Below are 20,850 nucleotides of genomic sequence, written 5' to 3'. Positions count from 1 at the left end.
ACCGTACCGACAAGGGCGCTGCACCACTGGTGTAGCGCCCTTGTTGTATCCCGGCTCAGTCCTCGCTGGCGCCGGCTGCTGCCGATGGGCCCGCCTCGCCCAGCCCCCGCGCGGCCAGCGCCTCACCGGTCTGGTGCGCGTAGGCGACGGCGCCGATGACCACCGGGATGACCAGGGCCCGCGGATTTCGTTCCAGACCGCGCGCCCTCGCAGCATCGCGCACGTCGGCGACGGAACCCACCAGGTAGGGCACGCTGCGGGTCATGAGTGCGAGGGTCAGCCCGAACCGCTCCGGGTCCGCACCCAGCCGGCGGAACGGAACGGCGAGGGAGACCAGCCCGTCCAGCAGGCGCTGCCCCTCGGTGGTCAGGGTGAGCAGACGGGCGGCCAGGAGACAGGTACCAATGTTCCCGACAAGTAGCAGCGCCGCCGCAGGGCCGTTGACGATCAGCTGATACCCGGCAAGGATGACCAGCATCGGCCAGACCGGTGCCAACGGTCGCCACAGGTGTATCGGGGATAACCGTGCCCCCACCAGGTAGCCGACCGTGACCAGGGCCAGGGCCGCACCGGTGACGGCAGGACGGTTGGCGAGCAGCACGCCCGTCGACAGCAGCAGGACGCCGAGCCCCTTCGGCCACAGGGGTGCGCGGTGCAGCAGGGAGTCACCGTCCACATAGGTGCCCAGCAGGCTCCCGTGCCCCCTCACCGGTCGTCTCCCGGCAGCTTCCCGGCGTCCAGGTGCAGACCCCGGTAGTGGTCGATGGCGGTGCGGGGGTCGCCGTCGAACACGAGCCGACCGTCGTCGATCACCAGCACCCGGTCACTGTCGCCGGCGAATTCCAGGTCGTGGGTGGTGAAGACAAGCTGCTGATCCAGGCCGCTGAACAGCCGGCGGACCCGGCGCTCATTGCGCAGGTCCAGCAGGGTGGTGGGTTCGTCGGCCACCAGGATGCGGGGGTCGACGGCGAGGACGGCTGCCAGGGCCATCAGCTGCCGTTCACCACCCGAGAGGTCATAGATACTCTGCTCGGCCAGGGGTGCCAGCCCGAACCGTTCCAGGACGCCCAGGGCGGTGGTCCGGCGTTCGGTGGGGTTGCGGAGACGGGCGCGCAGCGACAATTCAACGTCTTCGAGTCCCGTGGGCATCACAAGCTGCGACAGGGGATCGGTAAAGACGAACCCGACCCGCTGGCGGACCGCTCGGCCGGCCTTGACCGTGTCCAGTCCCTCAACCAGCACCCGTCCCGCCGTCGGGGTAACCAGCCCGTTGATCAGCTTCAGGAGGGTGGATTTGCCCGAGCCGTTGGCGCCGATCACGGCGATCCGCCGCTCGGCGAGGGTGACGCTTAGGGGCTCCAGGATCCGTCGGTCACCGTCCGGCCCCGGCACGCTGACCGTTGCCCCCTCGAAAACGATCATCGCTGGTGGGTGCCGCCAATCAGGCGGGGGAACGCGCGGTGCACGCTCAGGCCGATGGCCGCGGCGATCAGGTTCTTCAGCACGTCGCCGGGCAGATAGATGATGTCGGCGGCGACGGCTGCCACGAAGTCCAGCTTTCCGTTGATCATCAGACCCGCAATACCGAGGGGGTGGATGACGAGCAGACTGGCGGTCAGGCAGGCCGCGAAGAGTGCTGCATAACGGAACCTTTGGACCCTGGCCAGCACCAGTCGGGCCAGGAACCCGGCGACCAGCGCCGCGAGGGGGAAGGCCAGCAGGTACCCGGCAGACGGACCGGCGAGAACTCCCACGCCTCCGCTGAAGCCGCTGAAGATGGGAAGACCGGCCAGTCCCACGACCAAATACAGTGCCACCGCAGCGAAACCGCGGCCCGGGCCGAGCACAATCCCTGTCACCATGACGGCGAGGGTCTGGAGGGTCACCGGCACACCGAGCGGGCCGGCGGGGATAGCGGGTAGGATTGCAAGAGCGGCCACCAAGGCCGCGAAGACCGCGATCAGCGAAAGATCCGTGGCATTCCAGCGGCGCCTGGCGTGAGTGGGACTATCCACAGCGGCGGCCGCCGGAACCTGATTCTTCAGACGCATGATGGCTCTTTCTGTTAGTTATCGACAACAGCGTGCCGTCACTTACTGAGATTAGTGCCCCCGGATTCAAATTCGCTTGTAGGTTTCCTACAAAAACTAGGCTTCCAGCAAACACCCGATGATGCGGACCCGATCCATTGAAAGGCCACGTAATTGATTACCGTCTCGAACTTAGAGCTGCGCGCGGGAGCACGCCTGCTTATGGATGCGGTGTCATTCCGTGTTGACCGCGGGGACAAGATTGGCCTGGTAGGGCGCAACGGTGCCGGCAAGACCACCCTCACGCGCGTCATGGCGGGGGAGGGGCTGCCCGCTGGCGGCACTGTGACCCGCAAGGGAGAGATCGGTTACCTGCCCCAGGATCCGCGCACCCCGGACATGACCCAGTTGGCACGCGACCGCATCCTGTCCGCGCGCAACCTCGACGTCGTCGTCACGAAGCTCCGCGCGGCCCAGGAAGACATGGCCAGTGAGAACAACGCGGTGCGCGACAAGGCAATGGCGCGCTATGACCGGATTGAGGCGGAGTTCCTCGCCCACGGCGGTTACGCGGCGGAGGCCGAAGCTGCTGCCATATCCTCCAACCTCGCCCTCCCGGACCGCATCCTCAACCAGTCCTTGAGCACTCTTTCCGGTGGCCAGCGCCGTCGTGTCGAGCTCGCCCGCATCCTCTACTCGGGTGCCGAGACCATGCTCCTCGACGAGCCCACCAACCACCTCGACGCCGACTCCATCACCTGGCTGCGCGAGTTCCTGAAGAACCACCAGGGCGGACTGATCGTGATCAGCCATGACGTGGACCTCTTGGAGGCGACGGTGAACAAGGTGTTCCACCTGGACGCCAACCGCGCCACCATCGACATCTACAACATCGGCTGGAAGCGCTACCTGCAGCAGCGCGAAACCGATGAGCGCGCCCGCAAGCGTGAGCGTGCCAATACGGAGAAGAAGGCCCAGGTCCTCATGGACCAGGCCAACAAGATGCGAGCGAAGGCCACGAAGGCCGTCGCCGCGCAGAACATGGCCAAGCGTGCCGAACGTCTGCTGGGTGGGCTGGAAGCGGTCCGTGCGCAGGACCGCGTCGCCGCCCTGCGGTTCCCCGAGCCCTCGCCGTGTGGCAAGACGCCGATGACCGCTGAGGGCCTCAGCAAGTCGTACGGGTCACTGGAAATTTTCACCGACGTCGACCTGGCCATCGACCGGGGCTCGAAGGTTGTCATCCTGGGACTCAACGGTGCCGGCAAGACGACCCTGCTCAGGATGCTGGCAGGGGTCGACAAGCCCGATACCGGCGAGGTCATCCCCGGCCACGGCCTGAAGGTGGGCTACTACGCCCAGGAGCACGAAACCCTGGACACCGAGCGGACCGTGCTGGAGAACATGCGCTCGTCCGCGCCGGACATGAAGGACGCGGAGGTCCGGGGCGTCCTCGGCTCGTTCCTGTTCACCGGTGACGACGTCGACAAGCCTGCCGGGGTGCTTTCCGGCGGTGAGAAGACGCGCCTGGCCCTGGCAACGATCGTCGCGTCGTCGGCGAATGTCCTGCTGCTCGACGAACCGACCAACAACCTCGACCCCGCGAGCCGCGCCGAAATCCTCGGTGCGCTCCGCAACTACAGCGGCGCCGTCGTTCTGGTCAGTCACGACGAGGGCGCGGTTGAGGCGCTGAACCCCGAGCGGGTGGTCCTGCTGCCCGACGGCGTCGAGGACCTCTGGAGCGATGACTACCTCGACCTGGTGACGATGGCCTAGCGGTAATCCGCTAGTAGCCGCGCGCGTCGAGGAAGGCGTCCTCTTCTTCCTCGGCCGTCGGTCGGCGGTGTCGCCTGACCGGCGCAGCCTGGACTGTGCCATTGGCTTCTGCCAGGTCCTCCTCGTCGGAACGCTGTTGCTGCCGGGCGGCGTAGCCGAAGCCGACGAACAGGAGGGCCCCGAAGGCGAACCACTGCATCGAGTAGGACAGGTGCGGTCCCGAGTCGAGATACGGACGGGGAAAAATCTGGGGCGACGTTGCAGGACTGGGGCTTTCCGCCGACATCAGGCCGTAGGCTCCGGTCTGCAGGTCGTAGCCGACCACCTCCTGGTACCGGGTGAGGTCGATCGAGGCAATTTGCCCGTCCGGCGCTCCGCGGTCCAGCTCCGGCTCACCTGGTTTGATCCTGGCGGTCACTGTGACCTCACCCTCGGGCGGCTGCGGGAAGGCGTCGGGACGCCCCGCCTCATCGTTGCCGATCGGAAGCCAGCCACGGTTGATGATGACCGCTGACCCGTCGGCGAGCTGCAGGGGCACCAGCACCTCGTAGCCGGGGCGCCCACTGAAGGGTCGGTTCCGCACGATGAGCTGGTTGGCGGTGTCGTAGGTGCCGGTCAACTCGATGGGCAGCCACTCCTCTGCCGGGTCGAAGGACCTGAAGTCGGCGGACCCCGCAGCGTAGGGCGCGGCCGGTTGATCGTAGTTCGCCTCGATCCGCTCGATCGTGTCAGCGAGCTGATCCCGGCGGTCCAGCTGCCACATCCCGAGGGCACCGCACGCCAGGGCCAGGACGCTCACGAGTGCCAGCCAGCCGAGCCAGCGGGGTGAGAAAAGGAAACGGTACATCTACTCGGTGTTCCCGCCCACGGTGTCCCCGCCTAGCGGCAGGGTCTCCTTCCACAGGCCACGGGTCTGCAGGTAGTCCTCAAGCCAGTCCCGGTGGTCGGCACAGGCCACCCAGATCTTGCGGCGGTCCGGCGTGTGAATCTTGGGGTTGTTCCAGAGCAGCTGCCAGGCGGCGGGCAGCCGGCAGCCTTTACGTGAGCACACAGCTTCCGCTGGCCGTTCGTTTGGGGCAGGGTTCAGTTGCTGCAGCTGGTCGAGAAGGTTCATGCGGTGGGTCGGCCCTTGTCACGGTCGATGTGGTCGCGGTCAATGTCCTGGCTGGCAGTGGGATCGGCGTCGTCAATAATCTCGCCCTGCAGCACATCGTTGGCGGGCTCCGCCGCTGCGGGAGCCATGGGCTCGATCGCGGGAACCGGAACATTGTCGATCAGTGACTGACTGTGTGGCAGGTCGCTGGTGTCCGAGCCGCCGTTGGCGACAATGACGGCGAAGTACGGGAGGACCACCGCGCCGGCGATCATCACCCACTGCAGCCAGCCATCAACGAAGAACACCAGAATAATGCACACTAGGCGGATCCCCATCGAGATGGAGTACTTGATCATCCGCCCGCGTACTTCATCGCTGTGGGGGGTTCGTGCGTCAGTAATACTGTGTACGTCAGCGCCGTGCCGGATCTGCTTACTCATCACACTCCAAGGGACTTCTCAATTGTCTCACCCAGTGCCCCAGTTGTTAAAAGCCCCAGCGACACCAAAGGTTCCCCCCGGCCGCAAACTTGCGGTTGCGCGGGTGCCAGCTAGGATCGGCAGGGATAGTTGGAGCAATGATTCTGGAGGAATCCGTGGCAGACGCCGAGCAGGGACGCAGTGTTTTGGTAACCGGAGGCAACCGCGGCATTGGGCTCGCCATTGCGCAGGCCTTCGTCGAGAACGGCGACCGGGTGGCCATCACGTACCGCAGCGGTGACGTTCCCGAGGGCATGCTGGGCGTCAAGGCCGATGTCACCAGCGAGGAGCAGGTCGATGCCGCGTTCACCGCCGTTGAGGAAGCCCACGGCCCTGTGCAGGTGCTGGTCGCCAACGCCGGGATCACCCGCGACACCCTGCTGATGCGGATGACCGAATCCGACTTCACCGACGTGATCGACACCAACCTGACCGGAGCGTTCCGTGTCATCAAGCGTGCGTCGAAGGGCATGATCCGGCTGCGCCAGGGACGCGTGGTCCTCATCTCCTCCGTCACTGGCCTCTACGGTGCACCGGGCCAGATCAACTACTCGGCCTCCAAGGCGGGCCTGATCGGCATTGCCCGCTCCCTGACCCGCGAGCTCGGCTCCCGCGGGATCACCGCCAATGTGGTGGCCCCAGGCTTCATCAACACCGATATGACCGCCGAACTGCCCGAGGACACCCGCAAGAACTACCTCGCGACCATCCCGGCCCGCCGCTTCGCCGAGCCCACCGAGGTGGCCAACGTGGTGAAGTGGATTGCCAGCGACGAAGCCGCCTACATCTCCGGCGCTGTCATCCCGGTCGACGGCGGCCTGGGCATGGGCCACTAGCGTCGTCCGACGGCGCACCTGCAGCAATCACCACCACCTTCATCGAACCTAAGGAGTACCCATGGCTGCGCTGACCGGCACAACCGCAATCGTTACTGGATCATCACGGGGAATCGGGGCTGATGTCGCGAAACTACTCGCCGACCAGGGTGCCGCGGTCGTCGTCAACTACCGCCAGAAGGCACCCCGCGCGGCAAAGGTGGTGGCCGGTATCGAGGCGGCCGGCGGCAAGGCCGTCGCCGTGGGCGCCGACCTGACCACCGCTGAGGGATCGGCAGCGCTGATCCAGGCGGCCGTCGACAACTTCGGCGGGCTGGGACTGCTGGTCCTCAACGCGTCCGGCGGCATGGAGTCAGGGGTCGAGGAAGACTATGCCCTGAAGCTCAACCGCGACGCCCAGGTCAACATACTGCGCGCCGCGATGGAGGTCATGCCCGCCGGGTCGCGGGTGGTCTTCATCACCAGCCACCAGGCGCACTTCATCAACGAGGTCCCCACCATGGAGGCCTACGAGGCCGTGGCCCGCAGCAAGCGTGCCGGCGAGGATGCGCTCCGCGAGCTGCTCCCCGAGTTGGAAGCCAAGGGCATCACCCTCGTGGTGGTCTCCGGCGACATGATCGAGGGCACTGTCACTGCCACCCTGCTCGACCGGGCAACCCCGGGAGCCATTGAGGCGCGCCGCGAGCAGGCCGGGAAGCTCTACTCGGTCGCCGAGTTCGCGGCGGAGATCGCCAACATGGCCACTGCTGATGTGCCCAGCGGCCACACTGAGTACGTCGGTGGGCACGAATACTTCACCAAGTAGAAGGTTCGTTCGCTGCCCCCGGATGGGTCCGGGGGCGGTGAAGTCCATCCGCGCGGGGATGGGTCAGTGCCGGCTGAAGTGCCTGACCAGATCCAGGTAGGGCAAATCGATCGAGGCGTCCGCGGCCGCACGGACCGCCGGTTTAGCATTGAACGCCACGCCCAGGGCTGCCGCCGTCAGCATGTCCAGGTCATTCGCCCCGTCGCCGACGGCGATGGTCCGCTCCAGCGGAACGCCCGCCTCAGCAGCCCAGCGCCGCAGGGCGCGTTCCTTTGCCACGCGGTCCACCACGGGGCCCACCACCTCACCGGTGAGGTGGCCGTCAGCACTGATACCCAGCAGGTTCGCCTCGGCGAACGTCAGGCCGAGCTGCGCCGCGAGCGGGTCCAGCAGCTGGGTGAACCCACCGGAAACGGCGGCCACCGCGTGGCCGGCCAGCAGATAGTGCCGCACCAGCTCCGCAGCGCCGTCGCTGAGTTCGATTCTCGCGCCCACCTCGGTGAGAACGCTAACGGGCAGCCCCTTCAACACCGCCACCCGTGAACGCAGGCTCTCGGTGAAGTCAATCTCTCCCCGCATCGCCGCCTCCGTGACCGCAGCGACCTCGGCCTCCCGCCCGGCATGCGCAGCGAGGAGCTCGATCACCTCCTGCCGGATGAGGGTCGAGTCCACGTCCATGATCAGCAGTTTCCGGCCCTCCGCCAGCAGCTCCGGAGGGACGACGGCGACCCCCAGTTCGCGCGTCACATGCGGCTCTACAACCTTCCGCAGGTCCGCTGCGTCGCCGTCAAACGAAACGATCAACGTGGACGCCTGGAAACGGGAATCGCCGCCATTTTCGAGCTCGACGATCTGGGCGCCCGTGCCCTGCACAGACCCCTGAACAGCGATCAGGAAGTCATCGGTGAGTTCCACACCGTAACTGACCACACCGAATTCCCTGGGCATATTCCTCAGCTTTCAGTCGTCGTCGTGCACCTGCGACGCAGTCAGCGCCTCACCAGCCATTATTGCCGGGCCCGGAGTGGGCCCCGAAATCCCCGACCCGGAAAGTCACCTCCCGGAGGCGCAGCCCCGGCAGCGGCACGCCGTTTCGCGTTTGCCCCGGCAGTTGGCCTAATGTCTAGTGCTATGAGTGATGTTCTTGAGCTAGCTGGGGTAAGCCTTGTCCGGGGCGGCAAGAAGCTGTTGGACAGTGTGGACTGGCAGGTCAAGGAGGGCGAACGCTGGGTGATCATGGGCCCCAACGGTGCCGGCAAAACCACCCTGCTGCAGGTAGCCGGGGCGCGGATCCACCCCACCACCGGTGTGGCAGGCATTCTCGACGAGGTACTCGGTGCCGTCGACGTCTTCGAACTACGACCGCGCATCGGGCTCGCCTCCGCAGCCCTGGCCGCACAGATCCCCGAGCATGAAACGGTGCTGAACGTCGTCGTCACCGCCTCCTACGGCGTCACCGGCCGGTGGCGGGAGCAGTACGAGAAGCAGGATGCGCGTCGCGCTTTCGCCCTGCTCGACACGTGGGGCATGTCGACCTTCATGAACCGCAAGTTCTCCTCCCTCAGCGAGGGGGAACGCAAACGGGTCCAGATTGCGCGCGCGCTGATGACCGACCCCGAGCTGTTGCTGCTGGATGAGCCAGGCGCCGGACTCGACCTCGCCGGGCGGGAGGACCTGATCAGCCGGCTCACCACCCTGGCGCAGGACGAGGAAGCACCCGTCATGATCCTGGTAACCCACCACCTCGAAGAAGTGCCCCCGGGATTCACCCACGCCATGCTTATGCGCGACGGCGGAATCGTGGCGTCCGGCCCCATCGACACCGTCTTCACCGAGGAGAACCTCAGTGCGGCGTTCGACGTGCCGCTGGACGTCCGCCAGCAGGACGGCCGCTACACGGCTGTCGCCCGCACCAGCGCCTGATACCTAGGGGAACCTGCTCATGGAACTACTGCAGGGCGCCCTGATCTTTGTCGCCGGGCTGTGGGCGGGAGCCATCAATTCGGTGGTCGGCTCCGGCACCCTCGTCACCTTCCCCGTACTGCTCGCCCTCGGGTTTGCCCCCGTAACGGCAACCATCAGCAACGCCATGGGCCTGATTGCCGGCGGCGTCTCGGGCACCTGGGGGTACCGCCGGGAACTTGCTGGCCTCCGCTCGACCATCCTCCGCCTCCTGCCCGCCTCGATCCTGGGCGGTATCACCGGGGCGGCACTGCTGCTGAATCTGCCCGAACAGGTGTTCGAGTTCGCCGCGCCGGTGCTGATCATCATCGCCCTCGGATTCGTGATCTTCCAGCCCGCGCTGCAGCGCCGGGTGCTGCTCCGGGCAGAGCGGAAGGAATCCGCTGGCTCGCACCCGGTCGGGCTGACCATCCTGGTGTACCTGGCCGGTGTCTACGGCGGCTATTTCGTGGCAGCGCAGGGGATCCTGCTGGTCGGCATTCTCGGAATCTTCCTTCACGGAACCATCCAGAACGCCACGGCGGTAAAGAACCTCCTGGTACTTGCCGTGAACGTGGTGGCGGGTATCTCCTACATGCTCTTCGCCTTTGACCGGATCAACTGGTGGGTGGTGCTGGTCATCGCGGTCAGCTCGCTCATCGGCGGCTTCCTGGGTGCGCTGATCGGCCGCCGGCTGCGGCCGGTGGTGTTGCGCTCCATCATCGTCGCGCTCGGACTGGTGGCCCTGTACATCATGGTTGCGCGGTTGGTCACCGGATGAGCATCCACCGCCTCGTTGACCCGGCCGACCCCCGGGTATCGGATTACACCTCGCTCACCGACACCCAGCTGCGCCGCCGCCGGGAACCCGCCGAGGGCCTGTACATCGCTGAAAGCACCAAGGTGCTGCGCCGCGCCATCGACGCTGGCCACACCCCGCGGTCCTTCTTCCTCACCGACAAGTGGCTGCCCGACCTGCAGGACCTGGTGGACAGGTTCCCGGACGTCCCGGCGTATGTGGGGACCGAGCAGATCCTTGAGCAGATCACCGGGTTCCACTTGCACCGGGGCGCCCTGGCCGCGATGGACCGGCCGAAGCCGCTGGCGCTGGCCGACGTCGTGCACGGCGCCCGCCGGATCGCGGTCCTGGAGGACATCGTCGACCACACCAATCTCGGGGCCATTTTCCGTTCCGCTGCTGCGCTCGGCGTGGACGCCGTCCTGATCAGTCCCCGGTGTGCCGACCCGCTCTACCGGAGGGCGATCCGGGTCAGTATGGGAGCCGTCTTCCAGGTGCCCTGGGTGCGGCTGACCAACTGGCCAGCCCAGCTGGCGGATCTGCAGGCCGCAGGGTTTGTGGTGGCTTCTCTGGCGTTGGGGGAGCGGTCCGTTGACCTCGACGAGCTCAGCGCGGCACGCCACGAACGGCTGGCACTGGTGCTCGGTACCGAGGGCGACGGTCTCACCCAGGCCACCCTTGACCTCGCCGACCATAGCGTGAAGATCCCGATGCGGGCGGGTGTGGATTCGCTCAATGTGGCCGCCGCCAGTGCCGTCGCGTTCTGGGAATGCCGCATCAGCTAGGCGGGCCACGCGGGGCCTCTGGCCTTTTAGCCGCGGAGGCGCGGGGTGCGGTAGAGTAGGTAGCTGGTCCACGGGCCAAGCAACTTTTCCAACCCCCTTGTGCCTGGCCAAATCCAGGCAACTAACGAAGGTAACACTGTGAAGTCTGATATCCACCCCAAGTACTCAACGGTTGTCTTCCGCGACCTCGCGTCCGAGAAGTCTTTCCTGACCCGGTCCACTGTGACCTCCAAGAAGACCATTGAATGGGAAGACGGGAACACCTACCCACTGGTCGAGGTCGAAATCTCCTCCGAATCGCACCCTTTCTACACCGGCAAGCAGCGGATCATGGACTCCGCCGGCCGCGTGGAGCGCTTCAACGCCCGTTTCAAGGGCTTCGGCAAGAAGTAATGCCGACTGCAGCCTAGTTCTGCCGGATGGGCCCGGACCACTTCGGTGGTCCGGGCCCATTTCTCGTTCACCACCCAATACGTCTCCAAGGAGCCCCAGATGACCAGCCAACTCCCCACGGGAGACCTGCACGGCGAGTACAAGGTGCCCGGCGGGAAACTTGTCGCCGCTGACTTCACCGTCGACGGCGGTTCCCTGACCGGGGTGTCCATCAACGGTGACTTCTTCCTTGAGCCCGACGAGGCGCTCGACGACATCAACCGCTCCCTGGAGGGCCAGCCGGCGACTGCGACCCACGGTGAGCTGAGTGCCGCCGTCGCGCAGGGCCTGGACCCGGCAGCACAGCTGTTCGGCTTCTCCCCGGAGGCGGTGGCGACAGCGGTCCGCCGCGCGCTGGGACTGGCCACCGGCTGGGCTGATCACCAGTGGGAGGTCATTGGCCCCACACCCCTGTCCACCGAAATGCATGTGGCGATGGACGAGGTGCTGACCCGTGATGTGGGCGACGGCCGTCGCAACCCGACCCTGCGGTTCTGGGAGTGGGAATCGCCATCCGTGGTGATCGGCAGCTTCCAGTCCATGCGCAACGAGGTGGATCCCGACGGCGTGGCGCGGCACGGGGTCAGCGTGGTCCGGCGAGTCAGCGGCGGGGGAGCGATGTTCATGGAACACGGCAACGCCATCACCTACTCCCTGTACCTACCGCAAACCCTCGTGGATTCGCTGAGCTTCGCCGAGTCCTACCCGTTCCTGGATGCCTGGGTGATGGAGGCCCTGCGGACGCTCGGCATTGAGGCCTGGTACCAGCCGCTGAACGACATTGCCACCGACGTCGGCAAGATCGGCGGGGCAGCGCAGAAGCGGCTGAGCAACGGTGGCATGCTCCACCACGTCACCATGTCCTACGACATCGACGCCGACAAGATGCTCGAAGTGCTGCGGATCGGCAAGGAGAAGCTTTCCGATAAGGGCACGCGGAGCGCCAAGAAACGGGTCGACCCCCTTCGCCGCCAGACTGGTCGCAGCCGGGAGGACATCATCAAGGTCATGATCGACACGTTCAAAGCGCGGTACGGCGCCCAGGATGCGACCTTCACCGACGATGAGCTGTCCCGGGCGAGCCAGCTCGTGGAGAAGAAGTTCGGCACCTCCGAGTGGCTCTACCGGGTGCCGTAGAGACCTGATCCTTCCCTACCGGGCCTGCATCTCCTGGGCCCGCAACGAGCGCAGCAAGTGGTCGCGTTCCTCCAACACGATCCGTCGCAGTGCAGCGGGGGCCCCGTGGTGCTCGGCGAGCCACCCGTCGGCCGCATGCACCACCCGGTGCTCCTCGGCGGGCACCCCTGCGGCCAGGTCCTGGGAGCCGGGGAACAATCCACGCACAATCCGGCTGGCCATCTCGATCCCCCTGGTGTCCCACACCCGCCCGATCTCCGCGAAGTACTGCTCCAGGTAGGGGGCCCGCAGCTCGTCCGGGCCTTCAGCGAACCCGGCGATCGTTGCCGAGAGCAGCTCGTTGGAGAGCCGGGTACCGAACACCGCCTCCTGCCACGCCTTCTCCTTGATCACTGGGTCCGGAATAGAGGTGGAGGCCCGGGTAAACCCGGCCTTCCCGGCCGCGGTGCGGTCTCGTTCCAGCTCGACCTCCAGGTCCTCCGCCGAGGCGTGTGCCTGGGCGGCAAGGGCCTGCCAGAGGAGCCAGCGCAGTTCGGCGTCGACGGCGAGTCCGGGCACGCTGTCCTGACCATCCAGCAACTCCCGGAAAAGCCCCGAATGGGTGTCGCTGTGACGCCCGAGTGCGGCGGCCGCCCGTGCCCAGACCAGCTGCAGGTCCGAGGCTGGCCCGGCGGCGCGGAGCCCCTCCACCACAAACCCGAACAACCGCTCCCGCAGCTGGTCGCGCACGTCCACCGAGGCATAGTGTTCGACTGCATAGTGCGCGTTGCGCAGCATGACCTGCAAAGCGCCGATGCCTGTCTCACCCGGAGCAGCCAGCTGCACGGCGCCGACATAGTCCGCCGCGGAGAGCGCGGCGTCGCGGGTGTTCGACCACAGGGCGGCCTGGCAGACTGCGCGTGCCAGCGGCTCTTCCAGCTGCCCCACACTTGTCAGCAGGATCGCCAGTGAGCGGTCGTCGAAGCGGATCTTCGCGTAGGTCAGGTCGTCGTCGTTGATCAGGAGGAGATCGGGCTGGAGCGTACCGCTCAGTTCCGGCACCTCGGTGAGAGCCCCCTCGATGCGTACGTCGACGGCGCCCGTGCGGACCAAAGACCCGGCGACCCGGCTGTAGAGTCCCAGCCGGATCTGGTGGGGGCGCAAGGCTGACTCACCGGTGACCGGGTCGATGGCGTCCTGGTGGATCACTACCGAACGGTAGGCGCCGTCGTCGTCGACGGTCACTGCGGCACCCAGCGAAGGCACACCGGAGGTCTGGAGCCACTGCCGGGCCCAGCCCGTCATGTCCTGGTCGGTGGCGTCGGCCAGGGCGGAGAGCAGGTCGGCCAGCCGGGTGTTCCCGAAGGCGTGGGTCCTGAAGTAGGCCCGGGCCGCTTCGAAGAACGCGTCGCTGCCGGCGTACGCCACCAGCTGCTTCAGCACCGAAGCACCCTTGGCGTAGGTGATGCCGTCGAAGTTCTGCTTGGCAGCTTCCAGGTCAACAATGTCAGCGGTGATCGGGTGGGTGGAGGGAAGCTGGTCCTGGAGGTAGGCCCACGCCTTGCGGCGGTTGGCGAAACTTACCCACGAGGTGGCGGAGCCTGTCGCCTCAGCCACGGCGAGGGCACCCATGTAGTCGGCGAACGACTCCTTCAACCACAGGTCGTCCCACCAGAACATGGTCACCAGGTCGCCGAACCACATGTGGGCCATCTCGTGCAGGATGGTGTTGGCGCGGGCTTCGTACTCGTCGTGGGTGGCTTTGGACCGGAAGATGTAGCTCTCGGTAAACGTCACCAATCCGGGATTCTCCATGGCGCCAAGGTTGTACTCGGGTACGAACGCCTGCTCATATTTACCGAACGGATAGGGATATTCGAACCGCTCGTGGAAGTACCCAAGCCCCCGCTTGGTGACGTCGAAGATGGTGTCGGTGTCGAACGCGCTGGCCAGGGACGCCCTGCAGTAGAGGCCCAGCGGGATCTCCAGGGTGGACCCGTCGGACAGGGTGCCTGACCAGTGATCGGTGGCCGAGAAGTAGGGTCCGGCAAGGACAGTGGTGATGTAGGTGGAGATCCGTTCGGTCGGTGCGAACCGCCACACCGCAGTGCTTTCCCCGGCAGCAGGGGTCGCCTCGCCGGTGCGGGAAACCTCGGCCCCGTTGGATGCGACGATCCACCCGCTCGGTGCGGTTACGGAGAAGGTGAAGGACGCCTTCAGGTCCGGCTGCTCAAAGTTGGCGAAGACCCGGCGGGCATCGGCTGGCTCGTACTGGGTGTAAAGGTAGGTTTCGCCGTCGGCCGGGTCGGTGAAACGGTGCATTCCCTCGCCGCTTCGGCTGTAGAGGGCGGTTCCCGTCACCGTCACGGTGTTCTCTGCCGCCAGTTCCGGCAGGATGATCCGGGCACCGTCGACGACGACGGCGGGGTCCAGTTCGCTGCCGTTCAGGGTGACCGAGTGGACCTCCCCGGAGATGAAGTCCATGAAGGTGTCACTGCCCGGTTCGGTGCAGGTGAACCTGACAGTTGACCGGGACAGGAACCCGGCGACCTCGGGGTCGGCAGCCGTACTGAGGTCGAGGTGGACCTCGTAGCTGTCGACGCTCAGGAGACTGGACCGGTGGGCTGCTTCATCGCGGCGGAGATTCTCGTTCATCACCCGGTCATTCAATCACGGCTGGCAGCCGGGATCTCAGTTATGCGAACAGGGCCTCCAGGGGAGCGAGCGGGACTACCCCGGCGGCCTTTGCCGCGAGGTCCTCATCAACCGTGACGAGCGCATCGGCCTGAAGCCGGGTGACCGCGAGGTACTCGGCGTCGTCGATGGTCGCCCAGCCCTGGTCCCGCGCGATGGTCCAGGCGGTCCGGCGGGACACCCGGTCTCCGAGGAGGCGCAGCTTCAGTTCGGTCATCCGGTCGTGGTGTTGCAGGGCCTCCGCTTCGGTGAGCTCCCCGCTGCGGACGGCCTCGTACAGAATGGCGAGGGCCTGCGAACGAATGCTGTTGGGAGCCACCAGCTGGTGCTCAGCGCTGGGTCGCCTGTCCTGGCCGACGAGGTGAAGGAGCGTCGGTGGGTCGATCACGAAGCGGGTCATGCGGGCACTCTACGCTCTCCCGGAACGTCGTGGACAGGGCGGCGCCATGACGGGAAAAGTGGTGCTGGCGCCGGTCTATGGCGCGTGCCACACTCTTCGGCTATGACCTCCTTTACCGGATCCGATGACCTGCAGGCTGCTACTTTCAGCGACGTCAATCTGGAGGCCGCCACTTTCAGCGACGTCAATCTGCGGCGGGCGCGCTTCACGAATGCCGATCTCGGCGGTGTGGTGATGAGGGCAGTGGGCCTCGCGGGTGCCGACCTGGATGCGCCCTGGCTGCTGGACGGTGAGCGGTCCCTCCTGGTCAACGGTGTGGACGTCGCCCCGCTGGTGGAGGCCGAGCTGGTCAAACGCTTCCCCGGGCGGGCCGGGAGGCGCCCCACGGATCCCGAGGGTCTCCGTGAGAACTGGGCGGCTCTCGAACGTGCCTGGGCCGCCATCCTGGCGCGGGTTGCCATTATGACCGAGGGCACCGCCGATGAGTCAGTGGACGGCGAGTGGTCGTTCGCGCAGACGCTCCGCCACCTGGTGCTGGCCACTGATGTCTGGTTGCGGAAGGCGGTGTTGGGAATCAGGCGCCCGTTCCATCCGCTCGGCCAGCCCCACAGCGAGTACGAGACCGACGGGTATGACCTGTCGATCTTCACTGAGGGCACCCCTTCCTACGAGTCGGTCCTCGCGGCACGCGCCGGCCGGGTGGCGATGGTGCGCACCTTCATCGCGTCCGCAACACCGGAGGACCTCCTCATCCCGAGGGCCAATCCCTGGGCACCGGAGTACCCGGAAACCACGCTCTCCTGCCTCCGCACCATCCTGGAGGAAGAGTGGGAACACCTCCGGTACGCGACCCGGGACCTGGATGCCCTTCAGGCCTCCGCTTAACGCCACGCGAGTGACCCACCGCACAATATGTAATACAAGAAATCCGTGGCAATGTTGAGCCCATGTCCGATCTCTTCCAAGATTATGCCGCTGCCGCCAGCCGCACGCCCGCCTTCGACGAAATGTTCGCGTCCGGCCAGCAGGCCCGTGGTGAGTACAGCCAGGTAGCCGCCGCCCTCAGCGAACTGAACCTCGCCGATGTCACAGCGCGTGCCGATTCCATGGCCAGGACCTTCCTGGATCGTGGGGTTACTTTTGACTACGCGGGGGAGGAGAGGCCCTTCCCGCTGGACATTGTTCCCCGGGTCATCTCCGGTACCGACTGGCAGGTCCTTGAGCAGGGCGTCACCCAACGGGTCCGGGCTCTGGAAGCGTTTCTGAACGATGTCTACGACAAGATGTCAGTGGTCGCCGACGGCGTGATTCCCCGCCGATTGATCACCTCCAGCGCCCACTTCCACCGCCAGGTGTCCGGGTTCGACCCGGCCGGTGGCGTGCGCGTGCACATTTCCGGGATCGACGTCGTCCGGGATCAGGAGGGTACCTTCCGGGTTCTCGAGGACAACGTCCGGGTCCCCAGCGGGGTGAGCTACGTGCTGGAGAACCGGCGCGCGATGGCCAAGGGCCTGCCGGAGGCATTCGGGCAGCAGCACATTCGCCCGGTGGAGGAATACCCACGGCGGCTTCTCGCGGCGCTTCGCAAGACCGCGCCGTCGTCGGCGGAAGACCCCACCGTCGTCGTGCTCACCCCTGGCGTGTTCAATTCCGCGTACTTCGAACACACCCTGCTCGCTGGCCTGATGGGCGTCGAACTGGTGGAGGGCCGAGACCTGATCTGCCGCGGAAACCGGGTGTACATGCGTACCACCGCCGGCGAACAGCGCGTGGACGTCATCTACAAGCGGATCGACGACGAATTCCTCGATCCCCTGCAGTTCCGCTCCGATTCGATGCTTGGCTGCCCGGGCCTGGTCAATGCGGCACGTGCCGGCACCGTGACCATCGCCAACGCGGTGGGCAACGGAGTGGCAGACGACAAGCTGGTGTACACCTATGTTCCCGACCTGATCCGCTACTACCTCAGTGAGGAGCCGATCATCGCCAACGTCGATACCTATCGGCTGGAGGATCCCGAGGCCCGTGAGGAAGTGCTCGACCGGCTGGACGAACTGGTCGTCAAACCGGTGGACGGTTCGGGAGGCAAGGGCCTGGTCATTGGGCCGGACGCGTCGAAGGAAGAACTCGATGCGCTGCGGGAGCGGGTGAGCGCTGACCCCCGCGGCTGGATCGCGCAGCCGGTGCTGCAGCTGTCCACGGTGCCGACCATGTCCGGCGGCCAGTTCAGCCCCCGCCACGTGGACCTGCGGCCGTTCGCTGTGAACGACGGCGACGACGTCTGGGTGCTGCCCGGCGGCCTGACCCGGGTGGCTATGAAGGAAGGCTCACTGATCGTGAACTCCAGCCAGGGTGGCGGCTCGAAGGACACCTGGGTGGTTGACGAGCAGAACCAGACCCCGGTGCGACCGGTGGTCGAGACGGTCCGGCGCCCGGTGCAGGAGAGGGTCTGGCCGATCGAATCGGGCTGGCAGGATCGCCAGCCGGAGCAGCAACAGCAACAGCTGGGGTGTGCCGATGCCCTGGCCGGGGACGACCGTGGGAACCATGGAGAGGACACCGTCAATGCTTAGCCGGATCGCTGAGGCCCTGTTCTGGATTGGCCGCTATGTCGAACGTGCCGACGGCACCGCCCGTATTCTGGACGTCCACCTGGAGCGACTGAACCAGATGCCCCGCGGCGAGCAGCGCGATGTGTCCCGCCAGCTGCTCGGAGTGATGGGCAGCCGCATGGACGGTGACGAGCTCGAGCTTTCGGACCTGCTGCAGGCGCTGGCCTACGACCGGACCAGCACCACCTCGATTGCTGGCGCGCTCGGCGCCGCCAGGGAGAATGCCCGCCGGGCCCGCGAAACCGTGTCCGGCAGTGTCTGGGAGAGCCTCAACACCACCTGGTACGGCCTCACCCAGCATCGCAAGGACGTGGTGGGCACGTACCGGTTCTGCCACTGGGTGGTGGAGCGGACCGCGATGATTCGGGGGCTCTCGGACACCACGATGAGCCATGACGAGAGTTGGCAGTTCCTTGTGCTGGGCCGCAGCCTGGAACGGGCCGACATGACCGCACGGATGTTGTCCACTCACGACGTCCATGCCGCGGGACTGTCCTGGGTGAACATGTTGCGGTGTGCCGGAGCGTACGAGTCGTTCCTGCGGACCCGCCGGGCATCGTTCGGCGACCAGCAGGCCGCCGAGTTCCTGCTGCTCGACCGGTTGTTCCCCCGGTCGATCGTCTACGCGCTCAGCGACGCCGAGAAGTGCCTGACGAACCTCAACCCTGCCTATCGCCGGGTCGGGTTCATCAACGACGCCAGCCGCATTGTGGGGCAGGCCCGCACGTTCCTTGAGTTCCACCAGACCGACGACCTGATGTCGGAGCTGCCAGAACATATGGAACGGGTTCAGAAGGCCTGCGCAAAGGCTTCGGACGCGATTTCACGCACCTACTTTTCCCAGGCAGACGAACTGGCCTGGGTGGGAGAACTTTCATGACCCGCTTGCTCATCACGCACCGCACCGGCTACAACTACGTGCGCAAGGTGACCCTGTCCTACAACGAGGCACGGATGACTCCGCTCACCGACCCCCAGCAGGTGGTCCTTGAGTCCACACTGAAGGTGTCGCCGTCGAGCGCTGCCGTGTCCACCTATAAGGACTACTGGGGGACCCGGGTGACCGCATTCGATATGCAGAGCGCCCACGAGTCCCTTGAGGTGACGGCGGTGACCACCGTCGAGGTGAGCCGGATGGAACGGATCCCGACCGACGACGAGGTGGTCACCTGGGAACAGCTCAGGTCGGACGACGTCGCGAACGAGTACGGTGACTGGCTCCCGCAGACAGCCCTGACCGAACCTGACCCGGAGGTGAGCGGTAAGGCGCTCGAGCTCGTTGAGGGCCGCAACCCGCACCAGACGGTTCACGCCATCTTTGCGTGGATCAAGGAGGAAATGTCCTACGTGCAGGGCGTGACCGGAGTGCAGACCAACGCGAAGGATGCCTGGGAATCCAGGAAGGGCGTCTGCCAGGACCTGGCGCACCTTGCGATTGGTGCGTTCAGAAGTGTCGGTATTCCTGCGCGCTACATCTCCGGTTACCTGCATCCGCGCAGTAGTGCGGCGGTCGGGGAGAAGGTCGCCGGTCAGTCGCACGCCTGGGTTGAATGGTGGGACGGCGAATGGCGCGGCTGGGATCCGACAAACAAGGGCCCGGTCAGTGACTTCCACGTCTCGGTGGCCCGTGGACGCGACTACAAGGACGTGTCCCCGCTGAAGGGGATCCTGTCCGGTGGCGGTGGGTCGACCCTGAACGTGACTGTGGAAATCACCCGCGTCGCCTAGCGCTGGGGTTTTTGGTCTGTTGATTCGGGCCCTTTTCTGGTTCGGTTCCTGGTGGGTTCTGAGGGTCGCCAGGTTAGCAAGGTTGTGAGGGTCGGTCATCGGTCATCGGTCTGACGGCTGGTGCCCGGTGCTGGTTGGGTTCTGGGTGCCAGTTGTGCGGTTGGCTGGGTTCTGTGACTGTGCGGGCTGGGCGCAGCGGGTTCGGGCGGCCGTGCCCGGGTGCTGGCATAGTTCTAAAGTTGGCCCAGTTAACGCTCCGCTCGGACCATGGCTGAAGCCAGGGATTTATGCGGCAGTGCTCATGGGGCCCGGTCCCGTTCATGTCTCGATGCTGTGTTTCGATGGATCCAGTTCGGTCAGCTCGATTAAACCTTCACAACGCCGGGAACAAAGCTGCCTATGATCCACGTGGACTGTGGCCGACCTCGCGGATTGTGTTCGCTGTCGGCTTAATTTGTATCTGTGATTATTCCTCTGTTCGGCGCCTAAAAATGTCAGTGGCGGGTGATGTGATGGAGGTATGAAGCGGCAGGAGAACGCAGATGAGATCACCGGTTTTCCGGTGTCTGATCCTGCTGCCCCGGGCTCTGTTCCCAAGGGTGCTCCTGCCAGTAAGGGGCCGGGGACTGGTGGGTCGGTGACATTAGATTCGTCGGCAGTACCGGATTCGTCGGGTGACCCGGTGTCGTTGTTCAGCCGGGGGGAGAAGATTTGGTTGGAGCCTGCCTTTGGTAGGGCCCGGCATCGTCCGGTTGCTGGTGATACTCCGCCGACGGAGGTGGAGGTTGCCGGTCCGGAAACGCTGGTGGCGATGCTGCGTCGTGGTGATGGCCCGGATCCCGCGGCTGACGCACTTGAGACTGCGCCGGACACCGCGGAGCCCGGTACGGCTGAGCCTGGCACGGCTGAGCCTGGCACGGCTGGTCCTAGGACGGTTGGTCCTGGCACGGTTGGGCCTGGGACGGTTGAGTTGTTGGTGGCTGCTGATCGGTTGATGTCGTGGGTTGTGGCCCGGCAGGCGGAACTGGTCGCCGCGTTACACACTGAGGTTCTGGACGAGGCAGCGGCCCACGCCGCGTCCCGCCCCGGCGGGACGGTGGGGGCGGGGTTGGGGTTCACGTTGACCGCCGAGGAACTGGTGCCGCTGCTGAACCTCTCTGGACGTGCCGCTCACCGGCTGCTGGGCCAGAGCCTGACACTGGTGGAGGATCTGCCGAAGACCCTGCAATGCTTGGGGGCGGGGATGCTCACTCCCCGGCAGGCCCAGATCATCCTCGACGAGGCACTGACCATCCCGGCCGAGGCGTTGCCGGCCTTCGAAGAG

Annotated in this window: 21 protein-coding genes and 1 pseudogene; 13 read left to right on the top strand and 9 right to left on the bottom strand. The window is 65.9% G+C overall.

Annotated features, from left to right (window positions below; translation table 11 throughout):
- Nucleotides 1-55 precede the first annotated feature (55 nt).
- The 3 genes from HMI58_RS14210 to HMI58_RS14200 are packed head-to-tail and all read right to left on the bottom strand — an operon-like array spanning nt 56 to nt 2,051.
- The gene (locus tag HMI58_RS14210; protein WP_171620666.1) at nt 56-709 is read right to left on the bottom strand and encodes an energy-coupling factor transporter transmembrane protein EcfT; all 654 of its coding nucleotides are present in this window, start codon (nt 707-709) and stop codon (nt 56-58) included.
- A complete protein-coding gene (locus HMI58_RS14205) occupies nt 706-1,422 on the bottom strand; it encodes an ABC transporter ATP-binding protein (protein ID WP_171620664.1) in 717 nt (238 codons plus the stop codon). Before HMI58_RS14205 ends, HMI58_RS14210 begins: the two co-directional genes overlap by 4 nt.
- Nucleotides 1,419-2,051, bottom strand: a complete 633-nt coding sequence (locus tag HMI58_RS14200; RefSeq protein ID WP_171620662.1) for a biotin transporter BioY — start codon at nt 2,049-2,051, stop codon at nt 1,419-1,421. Before HMI58_RS14200 ends, HMI58_RS14205 begins: the two co-directional genes overlap by 4 nt.
- A 153-nt stretch (nt 2,052-2,204) precedes the next feature.
- Between HMI58_RS14200 and HMI58_RS14195 the strand changes: the two genes are divergently transcribed.
- A complete protein-coding gene (locus HMI58_RS14195) occupies nt 2,205-3,803 on the top strand; it encodes an ABC-F family ATP-binding cassette domain-containing protein (protein WP_171585139.1) in 1,599 nt (532 codons plus the stop codon).
- A gap of 10 nt (nt 3,804-3,813) precedes the next feature.
- On the opposite strand, the gene HMI58_RS14190 is transcribed toward HMI58_RS14195, so the two are convergent.
- From HMI58_RS14190 to HMI58_RS14180, 3 genes are read right to left on the bottom strand one after another with little or no spacing between them, the layout of a single operon-like run.
- Nucleotides 3,814-4,650: an SURF1 family protein gene (locus HMI58_RS14190; RefSeq protein ID WP_171620660.1), complete on the bottom strand. Its 837-nt coding sequence runs from the start codon at nt 4,648-4,650 to the stop codon at nt 3,814-3,816.
- Nucleotides 4,651-4,917 carry a hypothetical protein gene (locus tag HMI58_RS14185; RefSeq protein WP_171620658.1) on the bottom strand — a complete coding sequence of 89 codons (267 nt, stop codon included), beginning with the start codon at nt 4,915-4,917 and terminating at the stop codon, nt 4,651-4,653.
- Nucleotides 4,914-5,339, bottom strand: coding sequence for a DUF3099 domain-containing protein (locus HMI58_RS14180; protein WP_171585142.1), 426 nt, complete (start codon nt 5,337-5,339; stop codon nt 4,914-4,916). The genes HMI58_RS14185 and HMI58_RS14180 overlap by 4 nt, the downstream gene beginning before the upstream one ends.
- A gap of 137 nt (nt 5,340-5,476) precedes the next feature.
- Between HMI58_RS14180 and HMI58_RS14175 the strand changes: the two genes are divergently transcribed.
- The gene (locus HMI58_RS14175; RefSeq protein WP_171585143.1) at nt 5,477-6,214 is read left to right on the top strand and encodes a beta-ketoacyl-ACP reductase; all 738 of its coding nucleotides are present in this window, start codon (nt 5,477-5,479) and stop codon (nt 6,212-6,214) included.
- 61 nt (nt 6,215-6,275) lie between these two features.
- Nucleotides 6,276-7,019 (top strand): SDR family oxidoreductase, encoded by a 744-nt coding sequence (locus HMI58_RS14170; protein WP_171620656.1) that lies wholly within the window; start codon nt 6,276-6,278, stop codon nt 7,017-7,019.
- Between the two features lie 63 nt (nt 7,020-7,082).
- Here the strand turns inward: HMI58_RS14170 and serB are convergent, their stop codons facing one another.
- On the bottom strand, nt 7,083-7,967 hold the full coding sequence (gene serB / locus HMI58_RS14165; RefSeq protein WP_171620654.1) for a phosphoserine phosphatase SerB: 885 nt from the start codon (nt 7,965-7,967) through the stop codon (nt 7,083-7,085).
- Between the two features lie 183 nt (nt 7,968-8,150).
- Here serB and HMI58_RS14160 point away from each other — a divergent pair, with 183 nt between their 5' ends.
- The 5 genes from HMI58_RS14160 (at nt 8,151) to HMI58_RS14140 (ending at nt 12,113) form a co-directional block, all read left to right on the top strand.
- Nucleotides 8,151-8,942 (top strand): ABC transporter ATP-binding protein, encoded by a 792-nt coding sequence (locus HMI58_RS14160; RefSeq protein WP_171585146.1) that lies wholly within the window; start codon nt 8,151-8,153, stop codon nt 8,940-8,942.
- A 19-nt stretch (nt 8,943-8,961) separates the two neighbouring features.
- Nucleotides 8,962-9,741 (top strand): sulfite exporter TauE/SafE family protein, encoded by a 780-nt coding sequence (locus tag HMI58_RS14155; RefSeq protein ID WP_171620652.1) that lies wholly within the window; start codon nt 8,962-8,964, stop codon nt 9,739-9,741.
- A complete protein-coding gene (locus HMI58_RS14150; protein WP_171620650.1) occupies nt 9,738-10,544 on the top strand; it encodes an RNA methyltransferase in 807 nt (268 codons plus the stop codon). The genes HMI58_RS14155 and HMI58_RS14150 overlap by 4 nt, the downstream gene beginning before the upstream one ends.
- 138 nt (nt 10,545-10,682) lie before the next feature.
- Entirely contained in the window at nt 10,683-10,937 is a 255-nt protein-coding gene (locus tag HMI58_RS14145; RefSeq protein WP_171585149.1) for a type B 50S ribosomal protein L31, read from the top strand.
- Nucleotides 10,938-11,036: 99 nt separating this feature from the next.
- A complete protein-coding gene (locus tag HMI58_RS14140; protein WP_171620648.1) occupies nt 11,037-12,113 on the top strand; it encodes a biotin/lipoate A/B protein ligase family protein in 1,077 nt (358 codons plus the stop codon).
- Nucleotides 12,114-12,128: 15 nt separating this feature from the next.
- Here HMI58_RS14140 and pepN read toward each other — a convergent pair whose 3' ends face one another.
- Both pepN and HMI58_RS14130 read right to left on the bottom strand, forming a co-directional pair.
- Nucleotides 12,129-14,747 (bottom strand): aminopeptidase N, encoded by a 2,619-nt coding sequence (pepN, locus tag HMI58_RS14135; RefSeq protein ID WP_205208213.1) that lies wholly within the window; start codon nt 14,745-14,747, stop codon nt 12,129-12,131.
- Nucleotides 14,748-14,787: 40 nt separating this feature from the next.
- On the bottom strand, nt 14,788-15,186 hold the full coding sequence (locus HMI58_RS14130; RefSeq protein WP_171620644.1) for a hypothetical protein: 399 nt from the start codon (nt 15,184-15,186) through the stop codon (nt 14,788-14,790).
- Between the two features lie 102 nt (nt 15,187-15,288).
- On the opposite strand from HMI58_RS14130, the gene HMI58_RS14125 reads away from it, so the two are divergent.
- The 5 genes and pseudogenes from HMI58_RS14125 to HMI58_RS14105 all read left to right on the top strand — a co-directional run.
- Nucleotides 15,289-16,071 (top strand): DinB family protein, encoded by a 783-nt coding sequence (locus tag HMI58_RS14125; protein ID WP_171620642.1) that lies wholly within the window; start codon nt 15,289-15,291, stop codon nt 16,069-16,071.
- A gap of 62 nt (nt 16,072-16,133) precedes the next feature.
- Complete coding sequence (locus HMI58_RS14120; protein WP_171620640.1) at nt 16,134-17,759, top strand: circularly permuted type 2 ATP-grasp protein; 1,626 nt, start codon at nt 16,134-16,136, stop codon at nt 17,757-17,759.
- Entirely contained in the window at nt 17,752-18,678 is a 927-nt protein-coding gene (locus tag HMI58_RS14115; protein WP_171620638.1) for an alpha-E domain-containing protein, read from the top strand. The genes HMI58_RS14120 and HMI58_RS14115 overlap by 8 nt, the downstream gene beginning before the upstream one ends.
- Nucleotides 18,675-19,526 carry a transglutaminase family protein gene (locus HMI58_RS14110; RefSeq protein WP_171620636.1) on the top strand — a complete coding sequence of 284 codons (852 nt, stop codon included), beginning with the start codon at nt 18,675-18,677 and terminating at the stop codon, nt 19,524-19,526. Before HMI58_RS14115 ends, HMI58_RS14110 begins: the two co-directional genes overlap by 4 nt.
- A gap of 994 nt (nt 19,527-20,520) precedes the next feature.
- A pseudogene (locus HMI58_RS14105) lies at nt 20,521-20,850 on the top strand (hypothetical protein); the annotation flags it as partial.

It is taken from the genome of Arthrobacter sp. 147(2020) (genome assembly GCF_013116715.1).
Taxonomy (GTDB): domain Bacteria; phylum Actinomycetota; class Actinomycetes; order Actinomycetales; family Micrococcaceae; genus Arthrobacter_D.
The sequence above is the reverse complement of the archived record's forward strand: the minus strand, read 5'-3'. Positions and strand labels throughout refer to the sequence as shown.